Annotated in this window: 20 protein-coding genes and 1 pseudogene; 14 read left to right on the top strand and 7 right to left on the bottom strand. The window is 69.7% G+C overall.

The genetic code is table 11. The features are described from left to right. Positions 1-46 precede the first annotated feature (46 nt). Positions 47-961, top strand: a complete 915-nt coding sequence (locus HUA74_RS25760) for a hypothetical protein (protein WP_174456665.1) — start codon at positions 47-49, stop codon at positions 959-961. Between the two features lie 40 nt (positions 962-1,001). Here HUA74_RS25760 and HUA74_RS25755 read toward each other — a convergent pair whose 3' ends face one another. Then, the gene (locus HUA74_RS25755; protein WP_174456664.1) at positions 1,002-3,200 is read right to left on the bottom strand and encodes a PQQ-binding-like beta-propeller repeat protein; all 2,199 of its coding nucleotides are present in this window, start codon (positions 3,198-3,200) and stop codon (positions 1,002-1,004) included. Positions 3,201-3,298: 98 nt separating this feature from the next. Between HUA74_RS25755 and HUA74_RS25750 the strand changes: the two genes are divergently transcribed. The 6 genes from HUA74_RS25750 (at position 3,299) to HUA74_RS25725 (ending at position 10,157) form a co-directional block, all read left to right on the top strand. After that, on the top strand, positions 3,299-5,464 hold the full coding sequence (locus tag HUA74_RS25750; RefSeq protein ID WP_254625252.1) for an HTH domain-containing protein: 2,166 nt from the start codon (positions 3,299-3,301) through the stop codon (positions 5,462-5,464). Positions 5,465-5,531: 67 nt separating this feature from the next. Further along, positions 5,532-6,446 carry a HEAT repeat domain-containing protein gene (locus HUA74_RS25745; RefSeq protein ID WP_141648073.1) on the top strand — a complete coding sequence of 305 codons (915 nt, stop codon included), beginning with the start codon at positions 5,532-5,534 and terminating at the stop codon, positions 6,444-6,446. After that, positions 6,424-7,074: a hypothetical protein gene (locus HUA74_RS25740; RefSeq protein WP_371745625.1), complete on the top strand. Its 651-nt coding sequence runs from the start codon at positions 6,424-6,426 to the stop codon at positions 7,072-7,074. Before HUA74_RS25745 ends, HUA74_RS25740 begins: the two co-directional genes overlap by 23 nt. A 98-nt stretch (positions 7,075-7,172) precedes the next feature. After that, positions 7,173-8,192, top strand: coding sequence for a biotin--[acetyl-CoA-carboxylase] ligase (locus tag HUA74_RS25735; RefSeq protein WP_174456662.1), 1,020 nt, complete (start codon positions 7,173-7,175; stop codon positions 8,190-8,192). A 55-nt stretch (positions 8,193-8,247) separates the two neighbouring features. Next, positions 8,248-9,018 (top strand): type III pantothenate kinase, encoded by a 771-nt coding sequence (locus HUA74_RS25730; protein ID WP_141648083.1) that lies wholly within the window; start codon positions 8,248-8,250, stop codon positions 9,016-9,018. Then, complete coding sequence (locus HUA74_RS25725; RefSeq protein WP_174456661.1) at positions 9,015-10,157, top strand: hypothetical protein; 1,143 nt, start codon at positions 9,015-9,017, stop codon at positions 10,155-10,157. Before HUA74_RS25730 ends, HUA74_RS25725 begins: the two co-directional genes overlap by 4 nt. 84 nt (positions 10,158-10,241) lie before the next feature. Here the strand turns inward: HUA74_RS25725 and HUA74_RS25720 are convergent, their stop codons facing one another. The 4 genes from HUA74_RS25720 to ald form a co-directional block, all read right to left on the bottom strand. Next, positions 10,242-12,008 (bottom strand): response regulator, encoded by a 1,767-nt coding sequence (locus HUA74_RS25720; RefSeq protein ID WP_174456660.1) that lies wholly within the window; start codon positions 12,006-12,008, stop codon positions 10,242-10,244. Positions 12,009-12,220: 212 nt separating this feature from the next. Next, positions 12,221-13,102, bottom strand: coding sequence for an anti-sigma factor (locus HUA74_RS25715; RefSeq protein ID WP_141648078.1), 882 nt, complete (start codon positions 13,100-13,102; stop codon positions 12,221-12,223). Between the two features lie 23 nt (positions 13,103-13,125). Beyond that, entirely contained in the window at positions 13,126-13,767 is a 642-nt protein-coding gene (locus HUA74_RS25710; RefSeq protein WP_141648079.1) for a sigma-70 family RNA polymerase sigma factor, read from the bottom strand. 244 nt (positions 13,768-14,011) lie between these two features. Continuing rightward, positions 14,012-15,136, bottom strand: coding sequence for an alanine dehydrogenase (gene ald, locus HUA74_RS25705; RefSeq protein WP_141648080.1), 1,125 nt, complete (start codon positions 15,134-15,136; stop codon positions 14,012-14,014). A 200-nt stretch (positions 15,137-15,336) separates the two neighbouring features. Between ald and HUA74_RS25700 the strand changes: the two genes are divergently transcribed. Further along, entirely contained in the window at positions 15,337-16,638 is a 1,302-nt protein-coding gene (locus tag HUA74_RS25700) for a radical SAM protein (RefSeq protein ID WP_174456659.1), read from the top strand. 110 nt (positions 16,639-16,748) lie between these two features. On the opposite strand, the pseudogene HUA74_RS25695 reads toward HUA74_RS25700, so the two are convergent. Next, a pseudogene (locus HUA74_RS25695) lies at positions 16,749-17,598 on the bottom strand (response regulator). Between the two features lie 170 nt (positions 17,599-17,768). On the opposite strand from HUA74_RS25695, the gene HUA74_RS25690 reads away from it, so the two are divergent. Genes HUA74_RS25690 through HUA74_RS25665 form a run of 6 tightly spaced genes read left to right on the top strand, consistent with a single transcriptional unit; the run spans position 17,769 to position 25,005 of the window. After that, positions 17,769-18,251 carry a chemotaxis protein CheW gene (locus HUA74_RS25690; protein WP_141649264.1) on the top strand — a complete coding sequence of 161 codons (483 nt, stop codon included), beginning with the start codon at positions 17,769-17,771 and terminating at the stop codon, positions 18,249-18,251. Further along, positions 18,248-18,634: a Frizzy aggregation protein FrzB gene (locus HUA74_RS25685; RefSeq protein WP_141649263.1), complete on the top strand. Its 387-nt coding sequence runs from the start codon at positions 18,248-18,250 to the stop codon at positions 18,632-18,634. The genes HUA74_RS25690 and HUA74_RS25685 overlap by 4 nt, the downstream gene beginning before the upstream one ends. Positions 18,635-18,639: 5 nt before the next feature. After that, the gene (locus HUA74_RS25680) at positions 18,640-19,887 is read left to right on the top strand and encodes a methyl-accepting chemotaxis protein (protein WP_141649262.1); all 1,248 of its coding nucleotides are present in this window, start codon (positions 18,640-18,642) and stop codon (positions 19,885-19,887) included. Positions 19,888-19,926: 39 nt separating this feature from the next. Then, positions 19,927-22,185, top strand: a complete 2,259-nt coding sequence (locus HUA74_RS25675; protein ID WP_174456658.1) for a hybrid sensor histidine kinase/response regulator — start codon at positions 19,927-19,929, stop codon at positions 22,183-22,185. Between the two features lie 34 nt (positions 22,186-22,219). Beyond that, positions 22,220-23,218: a chemotaxis protein CheB gene (locus tag HUA74_RS25670; protein WP_174456859.1), complete on the top strand. Its 999-nt coding sequence runs from the start codon at positions 22,220-22,222 to the stop codon at positions 23,216-23,218. Continuing rightward, the gene (locus HUA74_RS25665) at positions 23,212-25,005 is read left to right on the top strand and encodes a CheR family methyltransferase (protein WP_174456657.1); all 1,794 of its coding nucleotides are present in this window, start codon (positions 23,212-23,214) and stop codon (positions 25,003-25,005) included. The genes HUA74_RS25670 and HUA74_RS25665 overlap by 7 nt, the downstream gene beginning before the upstream one ends. Before the next feature lie 12 nt (positions 25,006-25,017). Here HUA74_RS25665 and HUA74_RS25660 read toward each other — a convergent pair whose 3' ends face one another. Next, on the bottom strand, positions 25,018-25,338 hold the full coding sequence (locus HUA74_RS25660) for a polyhydroxyalkanoic acid system family protein (protein ID WP_141647258.1): 321 nt from the start codon (positions 25,336-25,338) through the stop codon (positions 25,018-25,020). Positions 25,339-25,404 lie beyond the last annotated feature (66 nt).

Below are 25,404 nucleotides of genomic sequence, written 5' to 3'. Positions count from 1 at the left end.
GGAATTTTCATATCACTGCCTGCTCCACCGCACAGGAGACTGCCGCTTGAAGCGCTATTTCGGAGTCATTGTCCTCGTCGCTGGTGTGCTGCTGGGCGCCATCATGAGCTACCGCAGCGCCAGTGCCCGCACCAAGGAGGCGCAGCGTGAGGCGGACATCCAGCGCATCCACGCCGACTATCTGGAGCGCGTCTCCTGGATACGGGTCAACCCTGACGACAACGCGTATCGCGAGGAGTTGAAGCCCTTCTTCAAGAGCTACTTTGAGCAGGTGGACGACCACCTGAAGGCGTTCAACGGCAACAAGAACTTCGACAACTACCTGCAGGAGCTGGAGAAGCGCGCCGACAGCGGCAAGGACGAGCGCGCCGGAGATCGCAAGGCGTTCTACGACTACACGCGCAAGGTCTTCGACAGTCTGCGCGAGGGGCGCTACCGCCCGGTGTGGACGGCCACGGACAAGGGCATGCGGCTGGATGTCGTGTCCTCGGACGTCATCATGGTGATGGGCAAGCCCCAGGTGCGCTTGCAGCTCGCGCTGTGGGGCGCGCAGCGGACGCTGAAGGACGAGGGCAAGGTGCGGAAGATGATCACCAGCGCCTCGTTCGACACGGTGTGGAAGCTGACCGACGCGAAGGGGAAGCTCCTGGGCGAGATGCGCGGGAGCGACCCGTCGATGAAGGTCGACCACCCGGAGCGCTTCATCGCGGAGTTCCCTCCGCAGATGGTGCTGGGCCACTACGACCTGGACCTGATGCCCATCGAGGTGGCGAAGATGGACATGACCATCAACATCTCCTCGCGCGCGGCCTCGGGCGGTGACGCCACGGCCTCCTACGTGTGGAAGCTGGACGTGCCCTCCGAGTGGAAGCTGGGTGCGGGCGAGACGTGGGAAGGCGCCACGCAGGAAGAGCGCCCCGAGGACGAGATCGACCCGAGCAAGAAGGCCGCCGCGAACTAGCGGCCTTGGGGAGGAGGGGGCGCGGTGGGACTTCGCGCCCTCACTCCACGACGGTGAAGTGGGAGCCGAGCCGGTACGCGGACAGCGTGCCGGTGTCGTCCAGGAAGTAGAGGTTGAGGCGCACGTCCGCCTGGAGCGCGACGAGCCCCAGCCCGGCGCGGACCTCCGCCAGCACCTGGCCCCCGCGAGGGTCCACCGCGCGCACCTTCTCGCCGGCCAGCAGCGTGACGCCTCGCGCGGTGCGTGCCGGCAGCGCGCCGATGAGGGGCTCTCCGGCGGCCCCCACGCGCCAGTCCACCGTGCCCGACGCGGCCACCCGTGCCGCCGCGCCAGAGGCGCTCGTCACCACCACCGCGCGCGGCAGGGGCGACAGCGCATAGGGGCCCGGCCCCAGGTTCAGCGGCCGTTCCCACACCCGCTGTCCCTTGGCGTCCAGGCACAGCAACATGCCCTCGCGCTCGCGCTCTCCCGCGATGAACACCCGCGAGCCCACGGGCAGCGGCGCGGAGGGGTGGGTGAGGTTGGGCTCGTGCGTCCACGCCGCCTCGCCCGTGTGCGCGTCCGCCAGCAGCAGGGCCCAGTGTGAGCCGCGTCCCAGCAGCGCCAGGAAGCGCCGTCCCCACGGCACGGGGGCGCCATGGAAGGGCATGGGCGCGCGCATGCGGTAGCGCACCTGACCGTCCTCCAGGTCCAACCCGTAGACGTAGCCGGAGTCCGTCGTCACCAGGGCCCGGTGTCCCTGCGTCGTCAGCCAGCTTCGCTGTGTGCGGGGAGGCGCAAGCCGCCACACCTCTCGTCCGGTGGCCTCGGCGAAGGCGACCACGGTGCGGTCCTCGGAGAGCGTGAGCAGCAGCCCGTCCTTGCGCAGCAGCAACGGCCCGAGGGGGATGCCATCGTGGTCATGCAGCCAGCGCGCACCCGTGCCCCGGCCCGTGAAGCCGTACACGCGCGACAGGTCCGCCGCCACCGCGTGCCCATCCGCCGACGCGGCCACGCCCAGCGCCGCCGCCCGCTTCCACAGTCGCGAGCCGTCCTTGCGCGAGAAGGCCACCGCCGCCTGGGGCGCGCAGCACACGGGCCCATGGCGCCCCAGCAACAGGCGGGACTCCTCCGCGTCCTCCAGCCCGCGCTGTTCCCACAAGCGGTCGAACCGCAGCCGCCGCAGTCGACCGGGCACCTTGAGTGGCTTCGACACGCTCTCCGCCGTCCTCGTCCGCTTCTCGCGGGCCGCGCCGGTCTGCTCCGGGGGCTCCACCGCGCCGCGCAGGTGGGACAGGCCCTCCCGGCACCGGTCCGCCAGCTCCACCAGATAGGGGTTGCTCACCTGTGCGCGGTCTTCCTCCGCGAACGCGGCGGCGAGCGCCTCACCCAAATGGAAGAGGGCGGTGGCCAGGGTGCCGCCGGTCAGCGCGAAGGGGGCTCCGGTGCGCCCCGTCCGGGCCTTGCCCGTCTGGAGGTCCAGAAGCAGCGGAGTCCGGGCGCCCGCGGGCTCCAATTCGAAGCGCGCCTCCCCCAGCTCCACCGCCCGGGTCAGCTCCACCGCCTGCCGCGACAGCTCCAGCACGGTGAGGAACGGCGGGGCCTGCACCTTCCACGCGTCCGGCCGGCCGGGCAGCGCCAGCCACACCTCACCGGCGCCCAACAGGGAGGCCAGGGTTCCGGACGCGCCCCGCTTGCCTCCCTCGCGACTGGCTCGCGCGCCGGCGTCCTTCAGCTCGAAGCCGAAACCGGGTGTTTCAGGCGGCTCCACCCGCTTCACCGACGGGCGGGCGGGCTCTTCCTCCGGGGGCCTCGCCGGGCGACCGAGCTGTTTCAGGGGCTCCGCCAGGGCCTGGGCCAGGGGCCCGGACACTGCTCGGGGCGCCACCCGGGTGACGTCCGACAGGAATCGCGCGCCGGTGCCCCGGACCGCCTCCGTCAGCTCCTCGGCGTCCACCCGCACGGGGGGGCGCATCAGCCGGGCGGGGCGGGCGAGGCTCGCCACGAGGAGCTCCACCTCCGCGCCGACCCTCCGGAGCACCAGCTCCAGGTGGGCCTCCGCCAGGGAAACCTGGGCCAGCCCACGCCCCCCTGTATGCAAGGAGGCCACGGCGCGCACCAAAGCGGGAACGACTTCTGCTAAGGACTCCTCCACCGCGCCGGACAGCAGGTCCACTCCATCCAGTTCCAGTGCGATGGAATCCAGCGGGGAGGCCGAGGGTTCGCGTTTCCAACGCTGTCCGATGCGTATGCGGGTCATCTTCGGTTCGTTGACAAGCCAGTTTACCGATGGCTAGCATCCGCCGCCCATACGGACCTACATTTTTGTAACCGTTCGGAATTCTTGGGGAATACTCGATGACATTTTACGAGGCCGCGCTCCGAATCCTGGAGAGCGAAGGTCGTCCCCTCCACTTCCTTGAAATCACCGAGAAGTCCATCCAACAAAGCCTGCTCTCCCACGTCGGCAAGACGCCTGAGGTGACGATGCTCTCGCGTCTCGCCGCCATGGCGCGTCGCACGAGGGACCGCAAGGTGATTGTGACCGCGAAGGACACCTTCGCGCTGGTGGATTGGTCGATTCCCGAGGATGTGGAGGCCCTGGCGCAGACTGGCGTAATCGAGCCGAATCCGGAAGAGGACTTGCCGCCGCTGCGTCCAGCGGAGCGGCATCCGGAGCCGCGCACGGACAATGTGCGTGCGGCGGGCAGAGGCAGCGAGCGCAAGCGCCGGAGGGACGAGGACGAGGAGCGGGGTGGAAAGCGCAAGCGCTTCCCGCCGCTGCCCGAGGTGGTGTTCGAAATCCTCAGCGACGCCGAAGCCGGGCTGCGCACGGAGGTCATCATCGAGCGCGCTCGGAGCAAGGAGCTGTGCGCCGAGGACCTCACGGTGGAGGCGGTGCTCACGGCGCTGTTGGAGGACAACCAGCGTCGCATCGACGCGGGTCGGCGTCCGCAGTACGCGTTCAACAAGGACTCCGGAGAGGTGACGCTGGAGCGCGCGGGTTCGCCGAGCGAGGCTCCGTCGCTGGAGCTGCAGGCCGCGTTCGCGCAGGCGCTGGGCATTCCCCTGGAGGCCGGGCGTCCGGTGCTGGCCCGTACGGCGGCCACGGCGGCGGCGGGAGAGCCGGTGGTCGACGCCGCGCTGCTCGCCACGCTGCGCACGTCGCTCAAGGATGCACGCCGTGCCGTGGCGCGCGGGCTGCGCAAGCGCCTGGGCGAAGCGGACGTGGGCACCTTCGAGAAGTCCGTGGTGAAGATGATGCACGGGCTGGGCTTCCGCGAGCTGAAGGTGGCCAAGCGCTCCAAGGAAGGCCCCCTGCTCACGGCGCGCAAGCGCGAGGGCAGCGTGGAGCTTCGCTACGCGGTGCGCATGCTGAAGGGCGCGCCCGCCATCGACCGCAAGTCGGTGCAGGAGCTGCGTCGCGACCTGAGCCACTACTCGGCGCAGGTGGGTCTGCTGGTGAGCGCGGGTGACGTGCGCGGGGATGCGCGCACGGAGGCCCAGGCCAGCGGCTCGCTGGTGATGTTGTGGTGTGGCGACGCGCTGGGTGAGAAGTTCCTCGAGGCCGAGACGGCCGTCACCATCACCCGGGTGGAGCTGTACGAGGTCGACGAGACCTTCTTCGAGGCCGCGAAGCTGGACGCCGAGGAGGCCCAGAAGCGCCGCGAGGAGCGTCAGCGCGAGAAGCAGACGCGCGACGACGAGTCCCCGGAGGTTGCCGCCGCCGCGTCGTCGGAGCGGCCGGAGCGTCCTCCCCGCGAGAAGCGTCGCCGGGAGCGCGAGCGAGACCGCGACAAGCAGCGCGAGGCCCGCCCGAGTGACGAGGTCGAGGTCTCCTCCGAGGGAGCCGAGGCACGCGGAGGCGGAGAGTCCGCCGCCGAGGGCCGTGAGAGCTTCCCCGCCGCGCCCGTGTCCCCGCCGCAGTCCACGGGGGCCGAGGACGAGGAGGGCGATGACGGGGATGACGACGAGGACGACGACCTCGAGGCCGCGAGCGCCTTCGTGGGTGCGCGTCCCGAGGGCGGAGCCGCGGAAGGCGGCGATGCCGCGCAGGGTGACCGCAAGCGCCGCCGCCGCCGTCGTCGGGGTCGCCGCGGCCGTGGCAATCGGGGCACCGAGGCGGGTGCCACGCCTACGGGCGAGGCCGGTGCCGCGCCTACGGGTGAGGCCGGCGCCGCGCCCCAGGGCGAAGCAGGGGCCGTCGCTCCGGGCGAGGCCGCGCCTTCGGGCGAAGCCACCGCCGCGCCTCAGGGCGAGGCGGGAGCCGACACCCAGGGCGAGACCGTCGCCGCTCCGGCGCGGGTCTCCGAAGAGGAGGCTGTCGCCGCGCCCCAGGTTGGCGTCGAGTCCACGGAGGAGGGGCGCATTGCTCCCGCCGCCGAGGCCTCGCCCACGGAGTCTCATCGGGATGTTCCTCCGCCCCCGCCGGCCACCGAGTCGACGCAGGCGGGTGAGTCGCACGAGGTGCGAGAGGCTGCGCCTCTTCCGGCTCGGAGTCCGTCCGAAGGGGGAGAGGGCTGACACGGTTCGTCGCGGAGGGTGGGATTGGCCGGCACGGGCTGTCCCCGGGTGTTAGCCTGGGGGAGCGATGAAGCCGGCCTTGATGCTCGCCATCTGCGTCGTCCTCCTTGGCGCCTGCCGGTCGCAGGCGCCAAGCTACCCGGTGGCGCCGGTGGATGTGTCCGGCGCCACGGTGCGGGACAACGCCCTGCTGGGACTCGCGCCCGAGGGTGTCGCGACGTTGTTCACCCAGGCATTGAGGTCCTCCCGTCGCTTCGAGCTGAAGGGCGAGGAGGGGCCCCGCGAGGTGCGTCCCTGGCGCCTGACGCTGGATGTCCCCTTCACGCGCGAGGTGCTGAAGGACGGGGACCCTCGCAGCTACGCCGAGGTGGGCGCCAACCTCGTGCTGGAGCGCTTCGGCGGTGAGCTGCCGCAGCACTACGAGGTGGTGGGCCTGGGCGAGGCGCCGGTGCTGGAGGACTCGCCCTCCGGACGACAGGCCGCCATGCGCACCGCGCTGGAGTCCGTGCTGCGGCAGGTGACGGACTCGGCGGTGATGCAGCTGTCCGCGCTGGATCGCACCGATGAGGTGCTGGTGCAGGAGCTGCGCGCGGATGACACGCGCGTGCGCGAGTTCGCCCTGCGCACGCTGGCCGAGCGTCAGCACCCCGCCGCCGCGCCGCTGCTCATGGATCGGCTGAAGGAGTCCTCCGACGGGGACGTCCTGCGCAAGACGATTGGCGCGCTGGTGGAGATGAAGGCGCGCGTCGCCGTGCCTGCGCTGATTGACCTGGCGCGGGGACGCGACAACGGCTTCGTGCAGGAGCTGGTCTTCGCCGTGGGGGAGATTGGTGGCCCCGAGGCGGAGGCGTACCTGTATACGGTGGCCCAGGGGCATGACGCGCCCGCCGTGCAAGCCGCGGCGCAGCAGGCCCTGGAGACGCTCTACGCATCACGCAAGCACATCACCGCGGAGGCGCGTGGTCGGGACCACGCGGACTGACATCGAGATGACGCGTTCGTTCGGAGTGGGTGGCGCCGTCCTTCTGGCCGCCCTGATGCTGGGGAGCGGCTGCTCCAAGCGGGTGGAGGCGGAGCCGGAGAAGCAGTCCGCGTCTGGCGACGTCTCGGACTACTACCCGCTCGCGGTGGGCAACCGGTGGACGTACCGGGTCAACGGTCGCGCCGACAAGCTCGTCACCGTGGAGATCCTCAAGCAGGAGGAGGGTTACTTCCACGACAACCAGGGTGGGCAGCTGGCCGTGGACGCCTATGGCCTGAGAGACCCCAAGCGCTACCTGCTGCGAGGGCCCCTGGAGACGGGCCACGCGTGGACGAACGTGGTGTCGGTGTCCTCCACGGAGCGCTACCAGATTGTCCAGGCCGGGGGCTCGTGTGACACACCCGCGGGCAGCTTCCCGTCCTGCATCCAGGTGGAGGGGCGCAACCGGGTGGATGCCCAGGCCACGCTCATCAACACCATGACGTTCGCCCCAGGGGTGGGCATGGTGCTCCTGGAGACCGCGCTGGAGACGGCGAGCCAGCGCATCCCCCAGACGCGCCTGGAGCTGACGAAGTACGAACTGGAGGGCAGCCGTCCCTCTGGGGCAAGCACCCCGCCCGCCGGCTGACCGCCCGACTGGTGAACAGGGAGGGGCAGGCGTTGGGGCGGGCGAGTTGAAAGCCCGTCCGCCGGTCCGTACCCTTGCGCCTCGTGCGAGGTGCCGCCGTGCCCGTGGAATCGACTGAGCAGACGCAAGAGGAACTCATCCTGGGGTTCCTCTCCGAGAGTGGTGACGACTACACCTCTGGCGAGGCCCTGTCGGGCAAGCTGGGCCTTTCCCGCACGGCCGTCTGGAAACGCGTGGAAGCCCTGCGCACCAAGGGCTACCGCATCGAGGCCATCCCCGCCCGGGGCTACCGGTTGGTGGAAGTGCCAGACCGACTCACCTCGCTGGAGGTGGCGCCGCTGCTGGAGACCCATGACCTGGGTCGTACCCTCCACCACCACGCGGTCCTGGGCTCCACCAATGAGGTGGCCTTCCGCCTGGCCCAGGACGGGGCCGAGCACGGCGAAGTCGTCGTCGCCGAGCAGCAGACCTCGGGCAAGGGCCGCCGGGGACGGGTCTGGGTGTCCCCGCCGGGGCTCAACCTGTACTTCTCCGCCATCCTCCGTCCGGAGCTGCCGCCCCAGCGGGCCCCGGAGCTGACGCTGGTGGCCGCCGTGGCGCTGGCGGAGACGCTGCGCGAGGCCGGTACCGACGCCGCCATCAAGTGGCCCAACGACGTCCAGATTTCGGGGCGCAAGGTCGCGGGCATCCTCACCGAGCTGTCGGCCGAGCCGGAGCGGGTCCACTTCGTCATCGTTGGAGTGGGGGTCAACCTCAACTGCCAGGCCGAGCACTTCCCGGAGGAGCTGCGGGAGACGGCCACCTCACTGTCGCTGGCCCGGGGTGAGCGGGTGAACCGCGCCCAGTTCGCCGCCCAGCTCTGGACGCGCATGGAGGAGTGGCTGGACCTCTATCTGGAGACGGGCTTCGACGCGGTGCGGACCCGCTGGAAGGAGCTGTCCTCCACCCTGGGGCAGGACGTGCTGGTTCGTACGGACCGCAACGAGCTGCGGGGCCTGGCGGTGGACATCGACCCGTCGGGGGCGCTGCTGGTGCGCACGGAGTCAGGGCAGGTGGAGCGCGTGCTGGCGGGGGACGTGGAGCAACTGCGGCCCCGGCAGTCGCCGCGCTCGAAGTAGGCGCGGGGCAAGGCGGTCCTCGACAAGTCACCTTCGGAGTAGAGTGCGGGCCGTGATTCTCCTGGCCATCGACGTGGGTAACACCAACACCGTCCTCGGCGTGTTCGACGGCCGCAAGCTGCTCGACCACTGGCGCGTGGAGACGAGCACCCGGCGCACCTCGGACGAGTACGGCATCCTGGTGCGCCAGCTCTTCTCCCACAGCGGCATCGACGCGACGAAGGTCGGCGCGGTGGCCGTGTCCAGCGTGGTGCCGCCGCTCCAGTTCAGCATGGAGAAGATGAGCGAGCGCTACTTCCGGATGCGGCCCATGTTCGTCGGGCCGGGCGTGAAGACGGGCATGCCCATCCTCTACGACAACCCCCGCGAGGTGGGCGCGGACCGCATCGTCAACGCGGTGGCCGCGTACGAGAAGCACCGCTCCGCCGTCATCGTCGTGGACTTCGGCACCGCCACGACGTTCGACGCGGTGTCGGCGCGGGGCGAGTACCTGGGCGGCTGCATCTGCCCCGGCATCAACATCTCCATGGAGGCCCTGTTCCAGAACGCCTCCAAGCTGCCGCGCGTGGAGTTCGCCCGGCCGCCGCACGTCATCGGCCGCAACACGGTGCACTCCATGCAGTCGGGCCTCGTGTACGGCTACGTCGGGCTGGTGGACGGCATCTGCGCGCGCATGCAGGCCGACCTGGGCCAGCCCGTGAAGGTCGTCGCCACCGGGGGCCTGGCTCCCCTGGTGGCCAGTGAATCCAAGGCCATCCACGAAGTGGACGAGCTCCTCACGCTCGAGGGCCTTCGCATCATCTACGGAAGGAACCACGCGACATGACCGCCGCCGCCCCCAGCAACATCCCAGCACCGCCTCCGGGCTGCCCCTTCAACGCGGAGTTCATGCCGCCCAACCTGCGCAAGCACGTGGACCCGGCCGCGCCGGTGCCGCTGCGGATGATGGCCGCCAAGTCGCTGGTTCCGCTCAGCCCGTCGGACATGCTGGGCGCGTTGTTCATGCTGACGTTCGACCCGGACGAGGCCGTGCGGGAGACGGCGGCGAAGACGTCCGCGGGCCTTCCGGACAGGATTCTCGGCTCCGCGCTGCGCGACGAGGAGGTGCAGCCGCAGGTGCTGGGCTTCTTCCTGGGCCTCCTGAAGGAGAAGGCCGCCTACGCGGAGATGCTCATCCTCAACGCCAGCACGCCCGACGACGCCGTCGCGGTGGTGGCGCGCGACTGTGGCGCGAAGCTGGCGGAGATCATCGGCCAGAACCAGCTTCGCTTGCTTCGTCACGAGGACATCCTGCGCGGCCTCTGCTCCAACGCGCAGGCGCAGGTGTCGCTCATCGACAGCGTCTGTGACTTCGCGGTGCGCAGTGGCCTGGCGCTGGCGGACGTGCCGCAGATGAAGGCCGCGCGCGTGCGCCTGTTCGGCCCGGAGGCCGCCGAGGCCCCGCCGGACCCGGGCCCCACCGCGGATCAGCTCCTCCAGGAGATGGGGGGCGAGGTGGCGGACGAGAACGCCGCGCCGCTGGAGGAGGGCAAGCGGCTGACGCTGGCGCAGCGGCTGATGAAGATGTCCATCGCGGAGAAGATCAAGCTGGCGACGCTGGGCAACAAGGAAGCCCGCACGGCGCTCATCCGCGAGACGAACAAGCTGGTGGCCGTGGCCGTCGTCCGCAGCCCGCGCATCACCGACGGCGAGGTGCTGTCCTTCGCGGCCAACCGCGCGATGATGGATGACGTCCTGCGCGTCATCTACAACAACCGCGAGTGGACGAAGAACATGAAGGTGCGGCTGGCCCTGGTGAAGAACCCCAAGGTGCCGCTCACCGTCACCATGAAGTTCCTCAACTCGCTGCGCGACAACGAAATCAAGGACCTGAGCCGCGACAAGAACGTGCCCGCGGCGGTGCAGGCATTCGCCAAGAAGCTCTTGGAGAAGAAGACCACGCCCAAGAAGACCGAGGACAAGTAGGCGCGGGGTGGGGGAGCCTTCCAGACGGGAGGCTCGACCCCCGAGGTTCAACCGCCCCGGGTGGACCCGGGGCGTTCAGCTGCTTCAGGCCGCCGCTTCGTCGGCGTCGGCCACGGCGGAGGCGGGCTCCTCCAGGAGCTGCTGGGCGATGACGAGCGCCTTCTTCGTCTTCTCGCGCAGCTTCTCGTCGTTCTTGATGCGCGCGTAGAGCTTCGTCACGCGCTCCTCGTTGCGGACCGCGGTGGCCTCCAGCTCGGAGATGCGCTTGCGCAGCTCCTCCGCCTCGTCCGCCGCGCGGGTGCCCTGCTCGGACAGCTCCGACTGGGTCTGCTCCAACTGGCCCCGCAGCTCCTCGGCCTCGCGCTGCGCCGTGTCCACCTGGGCGCGAAGGCCCTCGGCCTCCTCGTGCGCGGCCTGCACATCCGCCTCGAGCTGGCCGGTGCGGTTGCGCAGCTCTTCCAGCTCCGCGTTGAGTCCGGCGACCTGCGCGGCCTGCTGATCCAGCTCCTCCTGGACGGTGGCCAGCCTGGCGGTGGCGCCGCGCGCCTCGTCCTTGGAGGTGGCGAGCTGCTGGTCCACGCGCTTGCGCTCCGCGGCGAGCGTGTCCGCGCGCGTGGTGAGCGTCTTGATCTGCGCGTCGCGCCGGGCCATCTCCGACTCGGACGTGCTGGACTTCTGCTCCAGCTCCAGGTGCTGGTCCTTCAGCTCGACGATCTCCTGGTCCTTCTGGTTCAGCTCCGTCTTCAGGCGCAGGATTTCCTTGTCGCGCTTGTTGACGGCGTCGCGCAGGGCGAAGGTGTCCTTGTCGTTCTTCCCGACGGACGCGCGCGCGGTCTCCAACTCGGTGGCCTTGCCTTCCAGCTCGGACTCCAGCTCACGCACCCGGTCCTCGGCCTGCGCGGCCACGCCACGCGAGTCCTCGAGCGACGCCTGGAGCTCGGCGACCTTCGCGCGCAGGTTGCGCAGCTCGGCGGCGTCGGCGGCGGACGTGACGGGGGCGGCCGGAGTGGCGGCCACGGGCGGAGTGGTGGGGCGGGAAGGCGCGGGCGGCGGGGTGCGCGCGGGAGGCGGGGTGGCGGGCCGGGCCGGCTCGATGACCCTCAGCGGGGGCGGCGGCGCGGCGGCGGGGACGGGCATGAAGCCCACCACCGTCTTCTCCGAGTCATCCAGCGCGTCCAGGGCGTCATCCGCGTCCGAGCCGAGCGAGTCCAGGGTGGAGAAGTCCTCCTCCACGCCCTCCACGACGGCGTCGGGAGGCGCCTCGACGGGCTCCTCCTCCACGAGCGCGGCGGGCTCCGGCTCGGGCGAGGACATGTCGTTGAAGGCCGCGTCCAGGTCCAGCTCCTCGCCGGCGACAGCGGGCTCCTCTTCGCCCGTGTCCACGGAGATCTCCTCGCCGAAGTCCGCCGTCATCGGCTCATCGCCGAGCGCGTCCAGGGTGAGGCTCTCGTCCACGACGTCCTCGGAGACGGGCAGCTCCGGGAAGCCAATCAGCGCACCCACGCGGTCCGTGAGGAGCTGCGCGTCCACCGGCATGGCCACGTACTCGTCCGCGTGCGCCTTCAGCTTGCGGTGCTGCGCGAAACCATCCGGGTTGCCGATGATGACGATGGGGACGTTCTTGAGGTCATCGTCCTTCTTCAGCTTGCCGCAGATGAGGTAGCCGTTCTGCCCGGCGGACAGCTCCACGGCCAGCACGACGAGGTCGGGCCGGTCCCGGCGAATCTGCTCCACGCTGCCCTTGCCGTCGGCGGTGTCGTCCACCGTGAAGCCCCGTCCTTCCAGGACGGGCCGCAGGGTGGCGGCGAGGGCGGTGTCGCTCTTTTCGACGATCAGGATTTTCTTGGACATGTAGGAACGGCCCGACCTGGGTGCGGCGCGCGCGGGCGCCACGAGTGACGGTGGCACGCGAGGAAAGAAGTGCCATCGAGGCTATCGGCCATGTCAGGGACCGTCAAATGTTCGGGCCGCACGGAATTCCGCTCGCCGGGCAGCCGGGCGGCCGCTTCCAGCGCGACTCACGTGAGGCGCTTCGAACACGAGGGGATGCCGCGCGCTTCTGCTCAGGGATACGAAGCGGGCTCGGCGGAGACGGCGGGACGGGAGCGCTGGGGCCGCGGGAGTGTTTGATACGAGTAATTCCCGTCAGCGGATTCGAGCGTCCGAGGCGTGCTCGCCACCGTGGTGCCGTGCTCGCGCTCATCCAGCATGCGGAGGATGTCGCGCTCGTCCATGTCGGTGACCATCTCGTAGACGATTTCGTGGTCCCGCCAGGTGACGATGTTGAAGCCCTGCGCGGAGTCGACTTCCACCGCGGGCAGCGCCTGGGGCCGGGGGCCATCCTCGTCGGGGAGCACGAAGACGCCCAGGCGGCGCGTGGGCTCGCCGTCGTCGGGGAGCGTCTCGTAACTGATGTACGCGACTTCCCGGCCGTTGAGGATGGAGATGCGGCCACCCAGGGGCTTCGCCTTGGGGAGCTGGGGAAGGGCGACGCGCGCGTCCACCTTGCCCTTGAACCAGGTCTCCAACTGCTCGGGCGCGGACGAGGCGATTTCAAACGGCAGTCCGCGCGAGTGGCGCTTGATGATCTCTTCCCGGGCCTGCCGCTGCCGCTGCCCGGCTTGATACGTGGACCAGCCCCCCGTCACCGTCACCACCACCAGCGCGACGGCGCCCGCGCGCAACCAGACGCCGTACTGGGCGCGACGGTGTTCCTGGTGGAGCCCCCGGGCGATACCCGCGCGCAGGGAGTCCGGCGCGCGCATCTGCTTCACGGAGTGACGGGCGGCCCTGCGAAGGGCCAACTGCATGTTCCGCTCATCCTCGACGCGCCCCTGGCAAGCGGCGCACGTGGTGAGGTGGGATTCGAGGTCGACCCGCTCCTCCGGCTGAAATTCGCCGTCGAGATACGGGTACAGAAGCCGTTCGAGTTCCTGGCAGTTCATGGGCGCGCGGTAGGAACCTGTTTCTACCCCGTCTTCTTCCTTTGACGATACTCTTCGAGGTTCGCCGGCGTATCGGTGCCCTCGCCTTCGTGTCGGAAGACACCCTGGCCCACCGCGTACTCGCGCAGCGTCTTCTGCAGGAGCTTGCGGCCGCGGAACAGCCGGCTCATCACCGTGCCCACGGGGCACTCGAGAATCTCGGCGATCTCCTTGTAGGAGAACTCCTGCAGGTCCGCGAGGATGACCACCAGTCGGAAGTCGATGGGCAACGAGTCGATGGCGCGCAGCACGTCGTCCGACAGGAGCCTGTCGAAGAAGTACTGCTCCGGGTTGGCCGCGAAGTCCGTCGCGTCCCGGCTGACGAAGCGCTCATGGACCGCCTCGCGCTCCACGCCCTCCACCACCGTGCGCTCCTTCACCTTCCGCCGGTAGCGGTTGATGAACGTGTTGGTGAGGATCTTGAAGAGCCAGGCCTTGATGTTGGTGCCCCGCTCGAACTTGTCGAAGAACCGGTAGGCCCGCATGCAGGTGTCCTGAACCAGGTCCTCTGCATCCCTTTCGTTCTTCGTCAGGCGCAGGGCCGCCGAGTACAGCGGGTCCAGGTGGGCCAGCGCCAGTTCCTCGAATTCCTGCTTCGTCCGGTTGGGTTGTCTGAAATCCAACATGTCCCGCCTTCCAAAGGCCCGAAACAATTGGGGAATGAGTTGTCGCCTGCCCATCAATGTATGCATGGGAACAGAAGTCGCAACAACGGCTTCCCAGTCACACCCGCCCGTCCGGTCGCTTCGGGTACGCCAGACTCCGGACGGGGCACTTTATTCCCCACTTTCAATAACGAAGGGGAGACGGGATGTCGCCATCCGCGCCTCCCCTCCGGGTGGGGCCCTGTCTGTCAGGCCGCTCTACAGGCTACTTGCCGCTGAGCGCGTCCAGGATGGGGCGGTAGTCGTACCCCAGGTCCTTGGCGACGGCCTCGTAGGTGACGTGGCCATTGTAGGTGTTCATCGCACGCGCGAGGGCGCGGTCGGCCTTCACGGCCTCCACCAGGCCCAGGTCGGCGATCTTCCGCGAGTAGGGGCGGGTGGTGTTGGTGAGGGCGTAGGTGGACGTCTGGGGCACCGCGCCGGGCATGTTGGCGACGCAGTAGTGGACGACGCCGTGCACGACGAACGTGGGGTTGTCGTGGGTGGTGGGCTTGCACGTTTCAATGCAGCCGCCCTGGTCCACGGCGACGTCGACGACGACCGCGCCGGGGGTCATCTCGGAGATGAGGGCCTCGGAGACGAGCTTGGGGGCCTTGCCGCCAGGGATGAGGACCGCGCCGACGACGAGGTCCGCCTCGCGCACGGACGTCGCGATGCTCTCCGTGTCGGAGGCCAGCACGCTGACACGGCCGAGGAACACGTCATCCAGGTAGGTGAGGCGCTCCAGGTTGACGTCGAGGATGGTGACCTCGGCGCCCATGCCCACTGCCACCTTGGCGGCGCACAGACCGACGACGCCACCGCCGATGATGGTGACGCGACCGCGGCGCACGCCGGGCACTCCGCCCAGCAGGATGCCCTTGCCGCCGTGGGCCTTCTCCAGCGAGGCCGCGCCGACCTGGATGGCCATCTTTCCGGCCACCTCGCTCATGGGCTTGAGCAGCGGCAGGCTGCCGTCATCCAACTGCAGCGTCTCGTACGCGACGGCCGCCGCCTTCTTCTTCACCAGCGTCTTGGTCAGCTCCGGGTCCACGCCGGCCAGGTGGAAGTACGTGTAGATGATCTGCCCGGGCTGGATGCGCTCGTACTCCGGCGCGATGGGCTCCTTCACCTTGACGATCATCTCCGCGCGCTTCCAGACCTCGTCCGCGCTGGCGATGAGCTGCGCGCCGACGCGCTGGTACTCCGAGTCGGGGATGCCTGAGCCGACGCCGGCGTTCGTTTCGACCAACACCGTGTGGCCCGCGCTCGTGAGCGCGCGCACGCCCGCAGGCACCATGCCGACGCGGTACTCACGGGTTTTGATCTCCTTGGGAACTCCGACGATCACGACTGCCTCCGAAAGGGACTGAAAAAGCGCGCGGACCCTAACGAGCCCTCCCGAGGGAATCAAGGCATCCGCCGAAGCCGGACACATGTCACCGGTGAGCCTTTGTTACCTCGGAGGGATGACGCGTGGCGTTGAATGCAACGCGTCTCATCGCGCTTCGACGTCGAAAGAGAAGGGGGGCTGGTGGTAGTTAGCGTCACATGACGTCCGCGCCCAAGCTGCTGTTCGCCGACCCCAAGGGGAAGGTGATGGAGCACCCCTACCTGCTGGCCACGCTGCGCAGCGGCGAGGAACTCGTTCCTCCGCAGGACAAGCCCATCCCCCTGCCGTCCGCCGGGCGGCTGGTCCACCTGCCGGGCAGGCTCCCCGTGGGCCAGGACCCCCGGACGGGGGAGCTGGAGCTGGTGCGGGAGATCAACGTGGGCGGCAAGACCTTCACCCCCAACGCGGTGGGCGCGCTCCTGCCGCCGGGCTACACGCGCACGTTCTTGCCGGGCGAGGTGAAGGGCAACGGGCCGGTGCTGCCGCAGTGGGCCTATACGGCGGCGGCGTGGGGCAAGGACGGGCCGGTGGCGTGGGCCATCCACACGGACCGCCGCTCGCATTGGGATCCGGAGCGCTACTCGACGCCGGACATGAAGGCGCTGGTGGACAAGCACCTGGCGCGCTTCCCGGACAACCGCGTGCTCAAGCAGCTCAAGACGTGCGCGATGTTGTACCGGTGCTTCACGTCGCAGAACACCTTCTATGTCCGCGACGAGGCGGCCATCCCCGCGTCTGTCATGTGCAACGCGCGCTGCGTGGGCTGCATCTCCGACCAGCCGGCGGGCGGCCCACCCGCGTCGCACGAGCGGATGGATGACGGCCCCACCGCCGAGGAGATGGGCGCCATTGGCCTGTTCCATCTGGAGAACGCGCCCGGCCGCACCATGGTGAGCTTTGGCCAGGGCTGCGAGGGCGAGCCGCTCACTCGCTGGAAGCAGATCGCGGAGTCCATCCGCTACATGCGCGCGCGCACGGACAAGGGCTCCATCAACATCAACACCAACGCGAGCCTCACGCGCGGCCTGGAGGCCCTGCTCGACGCGGGCCTGGACGCGGTGCGCGTGTCGCTCAACGCGGCGTCGAAGGGGCTGTACGAGGCCTATTACAAGCCGGTGAAGTACGGCTGGGAGGACGTCGAGGCGTCGATTGCCCTCGCGCGCGAGCGCGGCGCGTACCTGGCGCTCAACCTGCTCCTGTTCCCCGGCGTCACGGACCGCGAGGGCGAGGTGAAGGCCCTGGAGCGGCTGGTGAAGAAGTACAAGGTGGACCAGGTGCAGACGCGCTCGCTGGCCATCGACCCGCTCCAGTATCTGGATGCGGCGCGGGACGTGGGCGCGGGCGGAGAGCCGGTGGGCATCCGCGAGCTGCTCCAGCGCCTGAAGGCGGCGCGGCCGGGGCTCATCATCGGCAACTTCGCGCGCGGGCTGGAAGAGCGGGAGAACGCCGCGGGACGGTAGAGCCCGGAGTTCGCCGAACGGGACGGGCCCGCGTGAGGCGGGCCCGTGTGTCTCCTGGCGGGCTTCGTCGAGAACGGACGCATGCGGGCCGGGTGGGGCCCTCGTGTCGGCTACTCGCCGCCGCCAGGCGGCATCAGCTCCTTGGCGACCAGGTTCCCCATGACGGCATCCTTGGGGATGTAGCCATCGGCGCCGGCCTCACGACAGATGCGCTGGAGCTCCTCGACGTTTTCGCCGGAGCACAAGAGCACCTTGATGCCCTTGAAGAGGCTGTTGCTCTTGATGAAGCGGCAGAACTGCTCGCCGTTCACGTTGGGCATCCGCACGTCCAGCAGCACCAGGTCCGGACGCGTCTGCTTCTTGAGGATGATCTTCGTGGCCTTGTCGGCGGTGTCCGCGACATGAACCTCGAAGCCCTTCGCCACCAGATCCGCCTCGATGATTCGGGCGGTCATCTCGCTGTCGTCGACAATGAGGATGCGCGGCTTGCGCCCACCGGTGCTGGGGGCGGCCTTGAGCCCCGTCGAGGCGACAGGGGCGGCTGCCTGGGGGGCATCCGACGTGGCCGGGGAAGGGGGGACGGCGGCGGGGACGCCCAGGGCCGGAGCCCCGATGAGCCCCATCACTCCTCCGAGCACGGCCTCCAGGCCACCGCTCTTGAGGATGTAGCCGTCCGCGCCGGACGCCTTCGTCTTGCCGGCCAGCTCCGCTGATGTCGGAGTAGAGGACCAGCTTCGCGGTGACTTTCTTCTGACGCCGCAGGTATTCGACGACATCGTCGCCAAACATCTCCGGCATGTTCACGTCCATGAGGATGAGCGCGAACGGTCCCTCGGTGAGCTTCTGGTCGAGGCTCGCCAGGTCCTGGGCCCCGCTCGCCTGGTAGCCGGCGGCGGTGAGGGCCCGAACGGTGAGCTCCACCAGCATCGGGCTGTCATCAATGACCAGTACGCGCGACATCGTCCTCCTCAAAGGATTCAGGGTGCAACCCTACACCTTTGGTTCAGCGCGGACCATCGAAACGGCGAGCGGCCGGCCTCCATGCGACCTCCCCTTGACCGGTTTTCGTCCCCTCCGGATACTCCGACGCCTTGACCACGACCTCGACTCCCCTCCAGCGAGCACTCCGGATGGCTCCGGACCGTGCCGTGGCCGCTCAGGCCCGGCCGGAGCAGGAGTTCTTTTGCTTCCGGGTGGGAGACCTGCGGTTCGGGGTGCCCAGCGAGAACGTCCTCGAGGTGTTCCGCGCCGGGCTGCTCACCCCCCTGCCCAGGACTCCTTCCTTCATCATGGGCGTCACCGGCCATCGCGGTGAGGTCCTCCCCGTCGTCGACCTCTTGCGCTTCCTCTCCAAGGGAGAGGCGCGCATCGGTCCCCGCACCCGCCTGTTCATCGGCGTCACCGGCAGCATCGTCGCCGGGGTCGTCGCGGACACGGTGCTGGGCCTGCGCCGCATCCCGGTCTCCGACATCCTCCCTCCGCCGCTCGGAGGAGACGCCGCCGCGGAGCATCTGCTCGGCGTGGTGCAGGGCAGCACCACCCAGGACGGCATCAACCTGCTCAACTTCCACAAGCTGCTGCAGACGGCCCGGCAGCGCGCGGTGGCTCGATGAACGACGAGTCACTCGTGGAGGAGAAGGTCGAAGAGGTGGACATCCTCTTCTTCGAGATTGGCAGTGGGACTTTCGGCACGGACGCGTCGCAGGTGCTGCGCATCGACCGCTCGTTGCCGGAGGACATCACCCTGCCGGAGCTGGGGCGCCTCTCCCGAGGCCACCGCGCGCTCGTGTTCGACACCCCGGAAGGAGAAGGCCACCTGAAGGTGGACACCGTCCGGGGCGTGCGCCCCATCCCCGTGACGCAGCTTCGCCGCATGCCCCCCACCGCGGGCGCGGCCTCTTATGCCGTCGGTGTGTGCCTGGAAGAAGCCCGCACCGTTTTGCTGATTGACCTGGTGGAGACCGCCAGGACCCAAGATTCTCAAGGAAGGCACTGACCGCAATGTCCCTGGACACCCCCAACGAGAAGCCCGCGTCCAAGGCCCGCTCCGCGCGCAAGGCCCCCGCCAACAAGGCGAGTGCCGCCGCGCCGCCGGCGCCCCTCAAGGCCTTCACCGACACGCTGCTGACGGTGCTGGCCGGCAACCTCCAGGCCCGCGTCCCCAAGGAGCTGGTGGGCGAGGGCGGCGAGGAGATGGCCCACCTGCTCAACCAGGTGCTGGACAACTTCGCCAGCTCCGAGCACCGCAAGCACGTGGCGGCGCAGGAGATCGATCAGGCGCTCGACGCGCTCATCAGCCTGGTGCGCGAAGGCGACCTGTCCCGGTGGAACACCACCACCGAGGACCCCCAGCTCGGGCCCCTGCTGGAGGGCTTCGGCAAGGTCATTGAAACGCTGCGCACCTTCGTGCGGGAGATCAACGAGGCGGCGCTGCGGCTGTCCTCGTCCGCCAACCAGGTGCTGGCGGCGTCCACCCAGCACGAGACGTCCTCCACGGAGCAGGCGGCGGCCATCCACGAGACGACCGCCACCATGGAGGAGCTCAAGCACGCCTCCGCGCAGATCGCCGAGAACGCCGGCAGCGTGGCGCGCGTGGCGGAAGAGACGCTCGGCGCGGCGCGCGCGGGCCGTGGCGCCATCGGTGAGTTCATCCAGGCCATGCAGCAGATCCGCAGCGACGGCGTCGCCGTGGCGGACTCCATCGCGAAGCTGTCCAAGCGCGTGGAGCGCATCGGCACGGTGGTGGAGGTCATCGACGAGATCGCCGACCGATCCGACCTGCTCGCGCTGAACGCGGCGCTGGAAGGCAGCCGCGCGGGTGAGGCGGGCAAGGGCTTCTCCATCGTCGCGGCGGAGATGCGCCGGCTGGCGGAGAACGTCCTGGACTCCACCAAGGAGATCAAGAACCTCATCACGGAGATCCGCGAGGCCACCGCGGCCGCCGCGGGCGCCGCCGAAGCGTCCAAGTCCGCCACCGAGTCCGGTGAGAAGCTGGGCGCCGTCGCGGCCCAGGCCGTGGAAGGCATCCTCGCCGGCGTGCAGGAGACGAGCGACGCGGCCCGCGTCATCAACCTCGCCACCCAGCAGCAGCGCACGGCCACCGAGCAGGTGGTGGCGTCCATGGCGGAGATTGAAGATGTGACGCGTCAGACGACCCAGGCGTCGAAGCAGGCGACGGGGGCGGCGGCGGAGCTCACCCAGCTGGCCGCACGGCTGGCGGAGCTCATCAAGCGCTTCAAGGCCGACTAGCTCTTTTGGGAAGGGGAGGGTGCGCAGCGCTCACCGCCCATGGATACCGAGGCACTCAAGAAATCCCTCCTGAAGAAGTTCCAGGAGGTCACCGCCGACCGCCTCCAGAAAATCCAACTGGGTGTGTTGGACCTGGAGAAGGAGACCGCGGATCAGGCCGCGGACGACGTCGCGCGCGAGCTGCACACGATGAAGGGAGAGGCCCGCATGCTGGGCCTCGCCGCCATCGGTCAGCTCGCTCACGCGGCGGAGGACGTCCTGCGCGCCGAGCGCGAGGGACGCACGGCCACGGAGATCGCCACGGACGTCATGCTCCGTGCCTGCGATGTCCTGTCCGATCTCATCGAGGACATGTCCGGTGCGAACACCGGCACGTCCGCGAGCGAGGACATCGTGCGTGCGATGGCGGAGGTGTCCGGCCAGGCCGCGCCCGCCATTCATGTCGCGAAGCCCAAGCCGCCTCCGGTGGCGGCGCCCGTTGTCGCCGCGCCGCCCTCCGTGGCGGCTCCCCGGCCGGCGCCCGTGGAAGCTCCGGCCGTGGCGCACCCTCCGGCCCGTGGTGGGGAGGAGGAGGCTCCGAGCGCGGCGAAGTCGGCCATCGCCGACCGCACGATTCGGGTGAACGTGGAGGTGCTGGACTCGCTGGGCCTGCTCGCGGGTGACCTGCTCGTGGAGAGCGCCCGGGGTCGGCTGCGCAGCTCGGAGACGGAGGCGCTGTTCGAGCGCTTCAGCCGCCTGGGGGATCGTTTCCTGCGGCTGGCCGAGCAGGTGGAGATTCCCAACGAAGTGCGCATGGTGTTGGACCGCGTGGAGAGCGACCTCCACATGCTGCGCGACGATGCGTTCCGCTTCGTGCGGCGCAACGACGACGGCATCAACATCCTGCACGGCAACCTGTCGAAGATGGCGGACCACGTGGCGGAGGCCCGCCTGGTGCCGCTGTCCACGGTGTTCGACGCCTTCCCGCGCGCGGTGCGGGACATGGCGCGCACGCAGACGAAGGAAGTGGACCTGCTCATCGAGAACGCCGACATCGGCGTGGACCGGTCCATGCTGGCCGACGTGCGCGACGCGCTGGTGCACCTCCTGCGCAACGCCGTGGACCACGGCCTGGAGTCGCCGGACACGCGCCAGCAGCTCGGCAAGCCGCTCACGGGCCGTGTCCGCATCCGCGTGCGCGTGGATGGCGACATGCTCCACATCGAGGTGGAGGACGACGGGCGCGGCATCGACCCGGAGCGCCTGCGCCAGGTGGCCGTCAACAAGCGCCTCATCAACGCGGTGCAGGCCGCCGCGCTGTCGGAGCGCGAGGCCATCGAGCTCATCTTCCGTCCCGGTTTCTCCACCCGCGAGCAGGTCAGCGAGCTGTCCGGCCGCGGCGTGGGCATGGACGTGGTGAAGCGCAAGGTGGAGACGCTCGGCGGTTCGGTGGGCGTCAACAGCCGCATCGGCCGTGGCACCACCATCACCCTGCGGCTGCCCCAGTCGCTCGCCTTGATGAAGGTGCTGCTGGTGCGCCTGGGCGACGACGTCTACGGCATGCCCGCCGCCGACGTCGAGGCGGTGATGCGCGTCAAGCCGGATGACCGGCTGGAGATCTTCGGCACCCTCGCGGTGCGGCACCGGGGCAAGCCCACGGCGCTCGTGGCGCTCGGGCCGTTGCTCGGCCTCAACGGTGGCAACCGGTTCGACCGGCCCCCCGCCGTCGTCGTGCGCCATGGCGAGGACCACGCGGCCCTCGTGGTGGACGGCTTCGTGGACGAGCGCGAAGTGGCCGTGAAGCCCTGCGGCGGAGAGTTCCTCAAGGGCGCGCCCTTCATCGCCGGCACCGCCGCGCTGGAGGACGGCCGCATCGCCGTGCTGCTGCATGTCCCCGACATCATGACGGAGGTGCGCCGCATGGCGCGGCCCGTCACCCAGGCGCCAGCGGCCAAGCGGCTCCGGGTGCTGCTCGTGGACGACTCTCCCATTGCCCGCGCGACGGAAGGCGCGCTCGTCAAGGCGCTGGGCCACATGGTGGAGGAGGCCCAGGACGGCGAGGAGGCCTACGGGAAGGTGCAGAACAACAGCTACGACCTCATCCTCACCGACGTGCAGATGCCGAAGATGGACGGCTTCTCACTCGCGCGGCGGCTGAAGTCGACGCCCGCCGTGGCGCGCATCCCCGTCATCATCCTGTCGTCACTCGCCTCGCCCGAGGACAAGCGGCGCGGCCTGGACGCGGGCGCGGATGCCTATCTCGTCAAGGGAGAGCTGGGCGTGGAAGTGCTCGCGCAGGCGATTGACCGGCTGACCTGAGGAGCGACGTTTGGGTGGCACGGCCGCGGCGGGGATGGCGTTCAGAGTGCTCATGGTGGGCAAGGGGCTGCGCGCGCTCGCGGCCCGTGGCCTGTTCGACGGCGAGTCGCTCGTCCCGGTGGGGCCCGCCGAAATCGACTTCCCTGGCGCCCTCGTCGCCGTGCAGCGCCACTTCCCGGACGTGCTGCTGGTGGACCTCACCGGCCTGGAGGCCCTGGAGGCCATCGAGCAGGTGATGGCGGGGCGGCCGGTGCCCGTCCTCGCGCTGCATCCGGGCGCGCTGTCCGGCCAGGAGGCGTTCCAGGCCATGGCCCTGGGGGCCCTGGACGTGGTGGAGCGCCCCGCCATCCCCGGCGCGGACTTCTGGGCCCATATCGCGCGCAAGCTGGTGCTGCTGGCCCAGGTGAAGGCCGTGCGCCAGACGCGCTCCTCCGCGAAGCTGCCCAAGGAGGACCTGCCCCCGCCGCCCTTTCCCCTGGTGGCCATCGCCGCGTCCCTGGGCGGTCCGAAGGCCGTTGCACAGGTACTGCGGAAGATTCCACGAGACTTTCCCGCGCCCATCGCCTACTGCCAGCACATCAGCGAGGGTTTCACGGAGGGCCTCGCGCACTGGCTGACGATGGAGACGGCGCTGGGAGTGACAGAGGCGGAGCACGGCATGGTGATGGTGCCGGGGACGGTCTACATCGCACCGTCGGGCAGTCATCTGTTGGTGCGACCCGAGGGCCGGCTGGAGCTGGACTCGGGACCCGCGCTTCGGGGCTTCCGGCCTTCGTGTGACATGCTGCTCACTTCGGCGGCGGAGGCCTTCGGCTCGAGCTGTGTCGGGGTCATCCTGACGGGGATGGGGCGGGACGGAGCGCGGGGGATGAAGGAGATCCGGGAGCGGGGAGGGCGGACCATCGCTCAGGATGAAGGGACGTCCGCGGTATGGGGCATGCCTCGCGAGGCGGTGCTGCTCGGGGCGGCGCAGGAAGTGCTGCCGCTGGAGCGAATTGGCCCCACGTTGGTGCAGTGGGTGGATGCGTGCTGAACGTGAGCAACAAAGTGCTTCAGCAGCTCGCGGCGCTCCTCTTGGAGCGCGCGGGGCTGAAGATTACCCCGGATGGGTTCCACAGCTTGAGGTTGGCGCTGTCCACCCGCATGCCCGCGCTGGGCGTGGAGGAGCCGGAGCGCTACCTCCAGCGGCTGACGGGAGCCGGGGGCGAGGAGGAGCTGCGCTCGCTCTTGCCGCTGGTGACGGTGGGGCACACGGAGTTCTTCCGCGACGGCAAGCAGTTCCGCGCGCTGGAGAAGAGCGTGCTGCCGGACCTGCTGGCGCGCGCGCGGCGGGAGATGCGCAAGGTGTCCGTCTGGTCCGCGGGCTGCGCGACGGGCGAGGAGCCCTACAGCGTGGCCATGGTGCTGGCGGAGCTGGGGGCGCTGTCCGCCGAGGTGGACCTGTGGGCCACGGACTTGAACCTGGCCGCGGTGGAGGCCGCGCGGCAGGGGCGCTTCTCCCTGCGACGGAGCATCAGCATCCAGCCGGAGCGCCTGGGCCGCTTCTTCCGTCCCGTCGAGGATGGCCACGAGGCGCTGCCCGCGCTGCGCGAGTACATCCGCTTCGACGGGCAGAACCTGGCCGTGCCCGTCTTCGACAAGGTCGCGCTCAACTCGCTGGACCTCATCCTCTGCCGCAACGTCATCATCTACTTCGACCTGCCCACCATCCGTGGGCTGATGGACCGGTTCCTCAGCGCGCTGCGGCCCGGTGGGCTGCTCTTCCTCGGGTACTCGGAGAGCCTCTTCAAGGTCTATGACCGCTTCGAGATGATCGAAGTGGACGGCGCCTTCGTGTACCGGCGCCCGCCGAGCGACAAGGGCTACCGCCCGCCGCCCCTGCGCATCCATCCGTATCCCGGCACCGCGGAGCAGTCCCAGCGCGCCCCAGAGCCGGAGCCGTTCTCCCCGGCCGTGTACGCGCGGCCGCCCGTGGAAGGGGCCTTCGGAGCCCGTCCTCGCAACGCGGCGGAGGCCTCTTCGGTCCGGGGGGCCGGCGCACTCTCAGGGTCCTTTCCCGCCGTGGGGCCGCTGCCCGCCGCCTCGCCCGTGCCGGGGATTTCCTCCGCGTCGACCCCGTCGTCGTCGACGACGTCGCGGGTCAATGACCTGGGCCGTCCGCGCATCACCGTGGAGCTGCCCGCGGTGGGGACCTCGGACGCCGCTCGCACGCGCCCCACCGTGGAGCTGCCCGCGGTGTCCGCGCCCGCGCGCACCGTCACCGGTGAGCTGCCGGTGCCCTCCGCGTGGCCCAAGCTGCTGCCTCCCGCGGAGCGGCTGGCCATGGCCGTGCGGAAGATGACGCTGGGGGATTTCCCGGCCGCCATCTCCGGCGTTCAGCGGTTGCTGGTGGATGAGCCCAGCGACCTGGACGCGCTGTTGACGCTGGGCAACCTCTTCTCGCTCACGGGGCGCATTCCCGAGGCGCGCGAGGCCTTTGCCCAGGCCATCCTGCGCGAGCCGCTGTGCGTGGAGGCCCGCGTGTTTGGCGGGGTGGCGGCGCTGCAGGCCGGGGAGCTGAAGGAGGCGCGCTCGGAGCTGGCCAAGGCGCTGTTCCTGGAGCCCACGCTGGCCATCGGCCACTACCTGCTGGCCCAGGTGCAGGAGCGCAGCCACGAGTCGGAGGCGGCGCGTCGCAGCTACCGCAACGCGATTGCCCAGCTGCGCTTCCCGCAGCGCACGCTGGCGGGGCACTACCCGGAGATGCCTGACTCGGCGGAGGCCATCTCCCGCGCGGCGCGCTACGCCCTCGCCGCGCTGGAGGAACAGCCTCCGCACTGAAGCCCGGCGCCCTTAGTCCAGGGTGCTCTTCACCTGCTCCAGCGACTTGCTCGGGTCCAGCACGGACCCGAACTTCTTCTGGAGGTAGGACTTGGCCTGACCGCGCAGCAGCATGCCGGGGTCCGTGCCCTCGCCCTCGACGGCCTTGTCGGTGATCTTGAAGGACGCGTCCAACTGGATGCCCATCACCTTGCCGACAATCTTGGCGCCCTCGCCCTGCCAATCCGCCTTCACTCCGTACTTGCCACCCCAGTACTGAAGGAGCTGCTCCACGCGCTTCTTCACTTCGTCCTTCGGAAGGGAGTGGGGAATATCGAACTTCATCATGCCCATGGCGCGGCTCCTGGCGTCGTTGTCCCACCTTTGCGTTTAGTGGCGGTGAGACGGGAAGGGAACCGC

The sequence above is a fragment of the Myxococcus sp. CA051A genome (genome assembly GCF_013336705.1).
Taxonomy (GTDB): domain Bacteria; phylum Myxococcota; class Myxococcia; order Myxococcales; family Myxococcaceae; genus Myxococcus; species Myxococcus llanfairpwllgwyngyllgogerychwyrndrobwllllantysiliogogogochensis.
The sequence above is the reverse complement of the archived record's forward strand: the minus strand, read 5'-3'. Positions and strand labels throughout refer to the sequence as shown.

Bases quoted from the DNA above. Each gene is read 5' to 3' on its own strand.
- HUA74_RS25755 (WP_174456664.1), bottom strand. From the start codon at position 3,200: ATGACCCGCATACGCATCGGACAGCGTTGGAAACGCGAACCCTCGGCC.
- HUA74_RS25750 (WP_254625252.1), top strand. From the start codon at position 3,299: ATGACATTTTACGAGGCCGCGCTCCGAATCCTGGAGAGCGAAGGTCGT.
- HUA74_RS25745 (WP_141648073.1), top strand. From the start codon at position 5,532: ATGAAGCCGGCCTTGATGCTCGCCATCTGCGTCGTCCTCCTTGGCGCC.
- HUA74_RS25725 (WP_174456661.1), top strand. From the start codon at position 9,015: ATGACCGCCGCCGCCCCCAGCAACATCCCAGCACCGCCTCCGGGCTGC.
- HUA74_RS25720 (WP_174456660.1), bottom strand. From the start codon at position 12,008: ATGTCCAAGAAAATCCTGATCGTCGAAAAGAGCGACACCGCCCTCGCC.
- HUA74_RS25715 (WP_141648078.1), bottom strand. From the start codon at position 13,102: ATGAACTGCCAGGAACTCGAACGGCTTCTGTACCCGTATCTCGACGGC.
- HUA74_RS25710 (WP_141648079.1), bottom strand. From the start codon at position 13,767: ATGTTGGATTTCAGACAACCCAACCGGACGAAGCAGGAATTCGAGGAA.
- HUA74_RS25700 (WP_174456659.1), top strand. From the start codon at position 15,337: ATGACGTCCGCGCCCAAGCTGCTGTTCGCCGACCCCAAGGGGAAGGTG.
- HUA74_RS25690 (WP_141649264.1), top strand. From the start codon at position 17,769: ATGGCTCCGGACCGTGCCGTGGCCGCTCAGGCCCGGCCGGAGCAGGAG.
- HUA74_RS25685 (WP_141649263.1), top strand. From the start codon at position 18,248: ATGAACGACGAGTCACTCGTGGAGGAGAAGGTCGAAGAGGTGGACATC.
- HUA74_RS25680 (WP_141649262.1), top strand. From the start codon at position 18,640: ATGTCCCTGGACACCCCCAACGAGAAGCCCGCGTCCAAGGCCCGCTCC.
- HUA74_RS25675 (WP_174456658.1), top strand. From the start codon at position 19,927: ATGGATACCGAGGCACTCAAGAAATCCCTCCTGAAGAAGTTCCAGGAG.
- HUA74_RS25670 (WP_174456859.1), top strand. From the start codon at position 22,220: ATGGCGTTCAGAGTGCTCATGGTGGGCAAGGGGCTGCGCGCGCTCGCG.
- HUA74_RS25660 (WP_141647258.1), bottom strand. From the start codon at position 25,338: ATGGGCATGATGAAGTTCGATATTCCCCACTCCCTTCCGAAGGACGAA.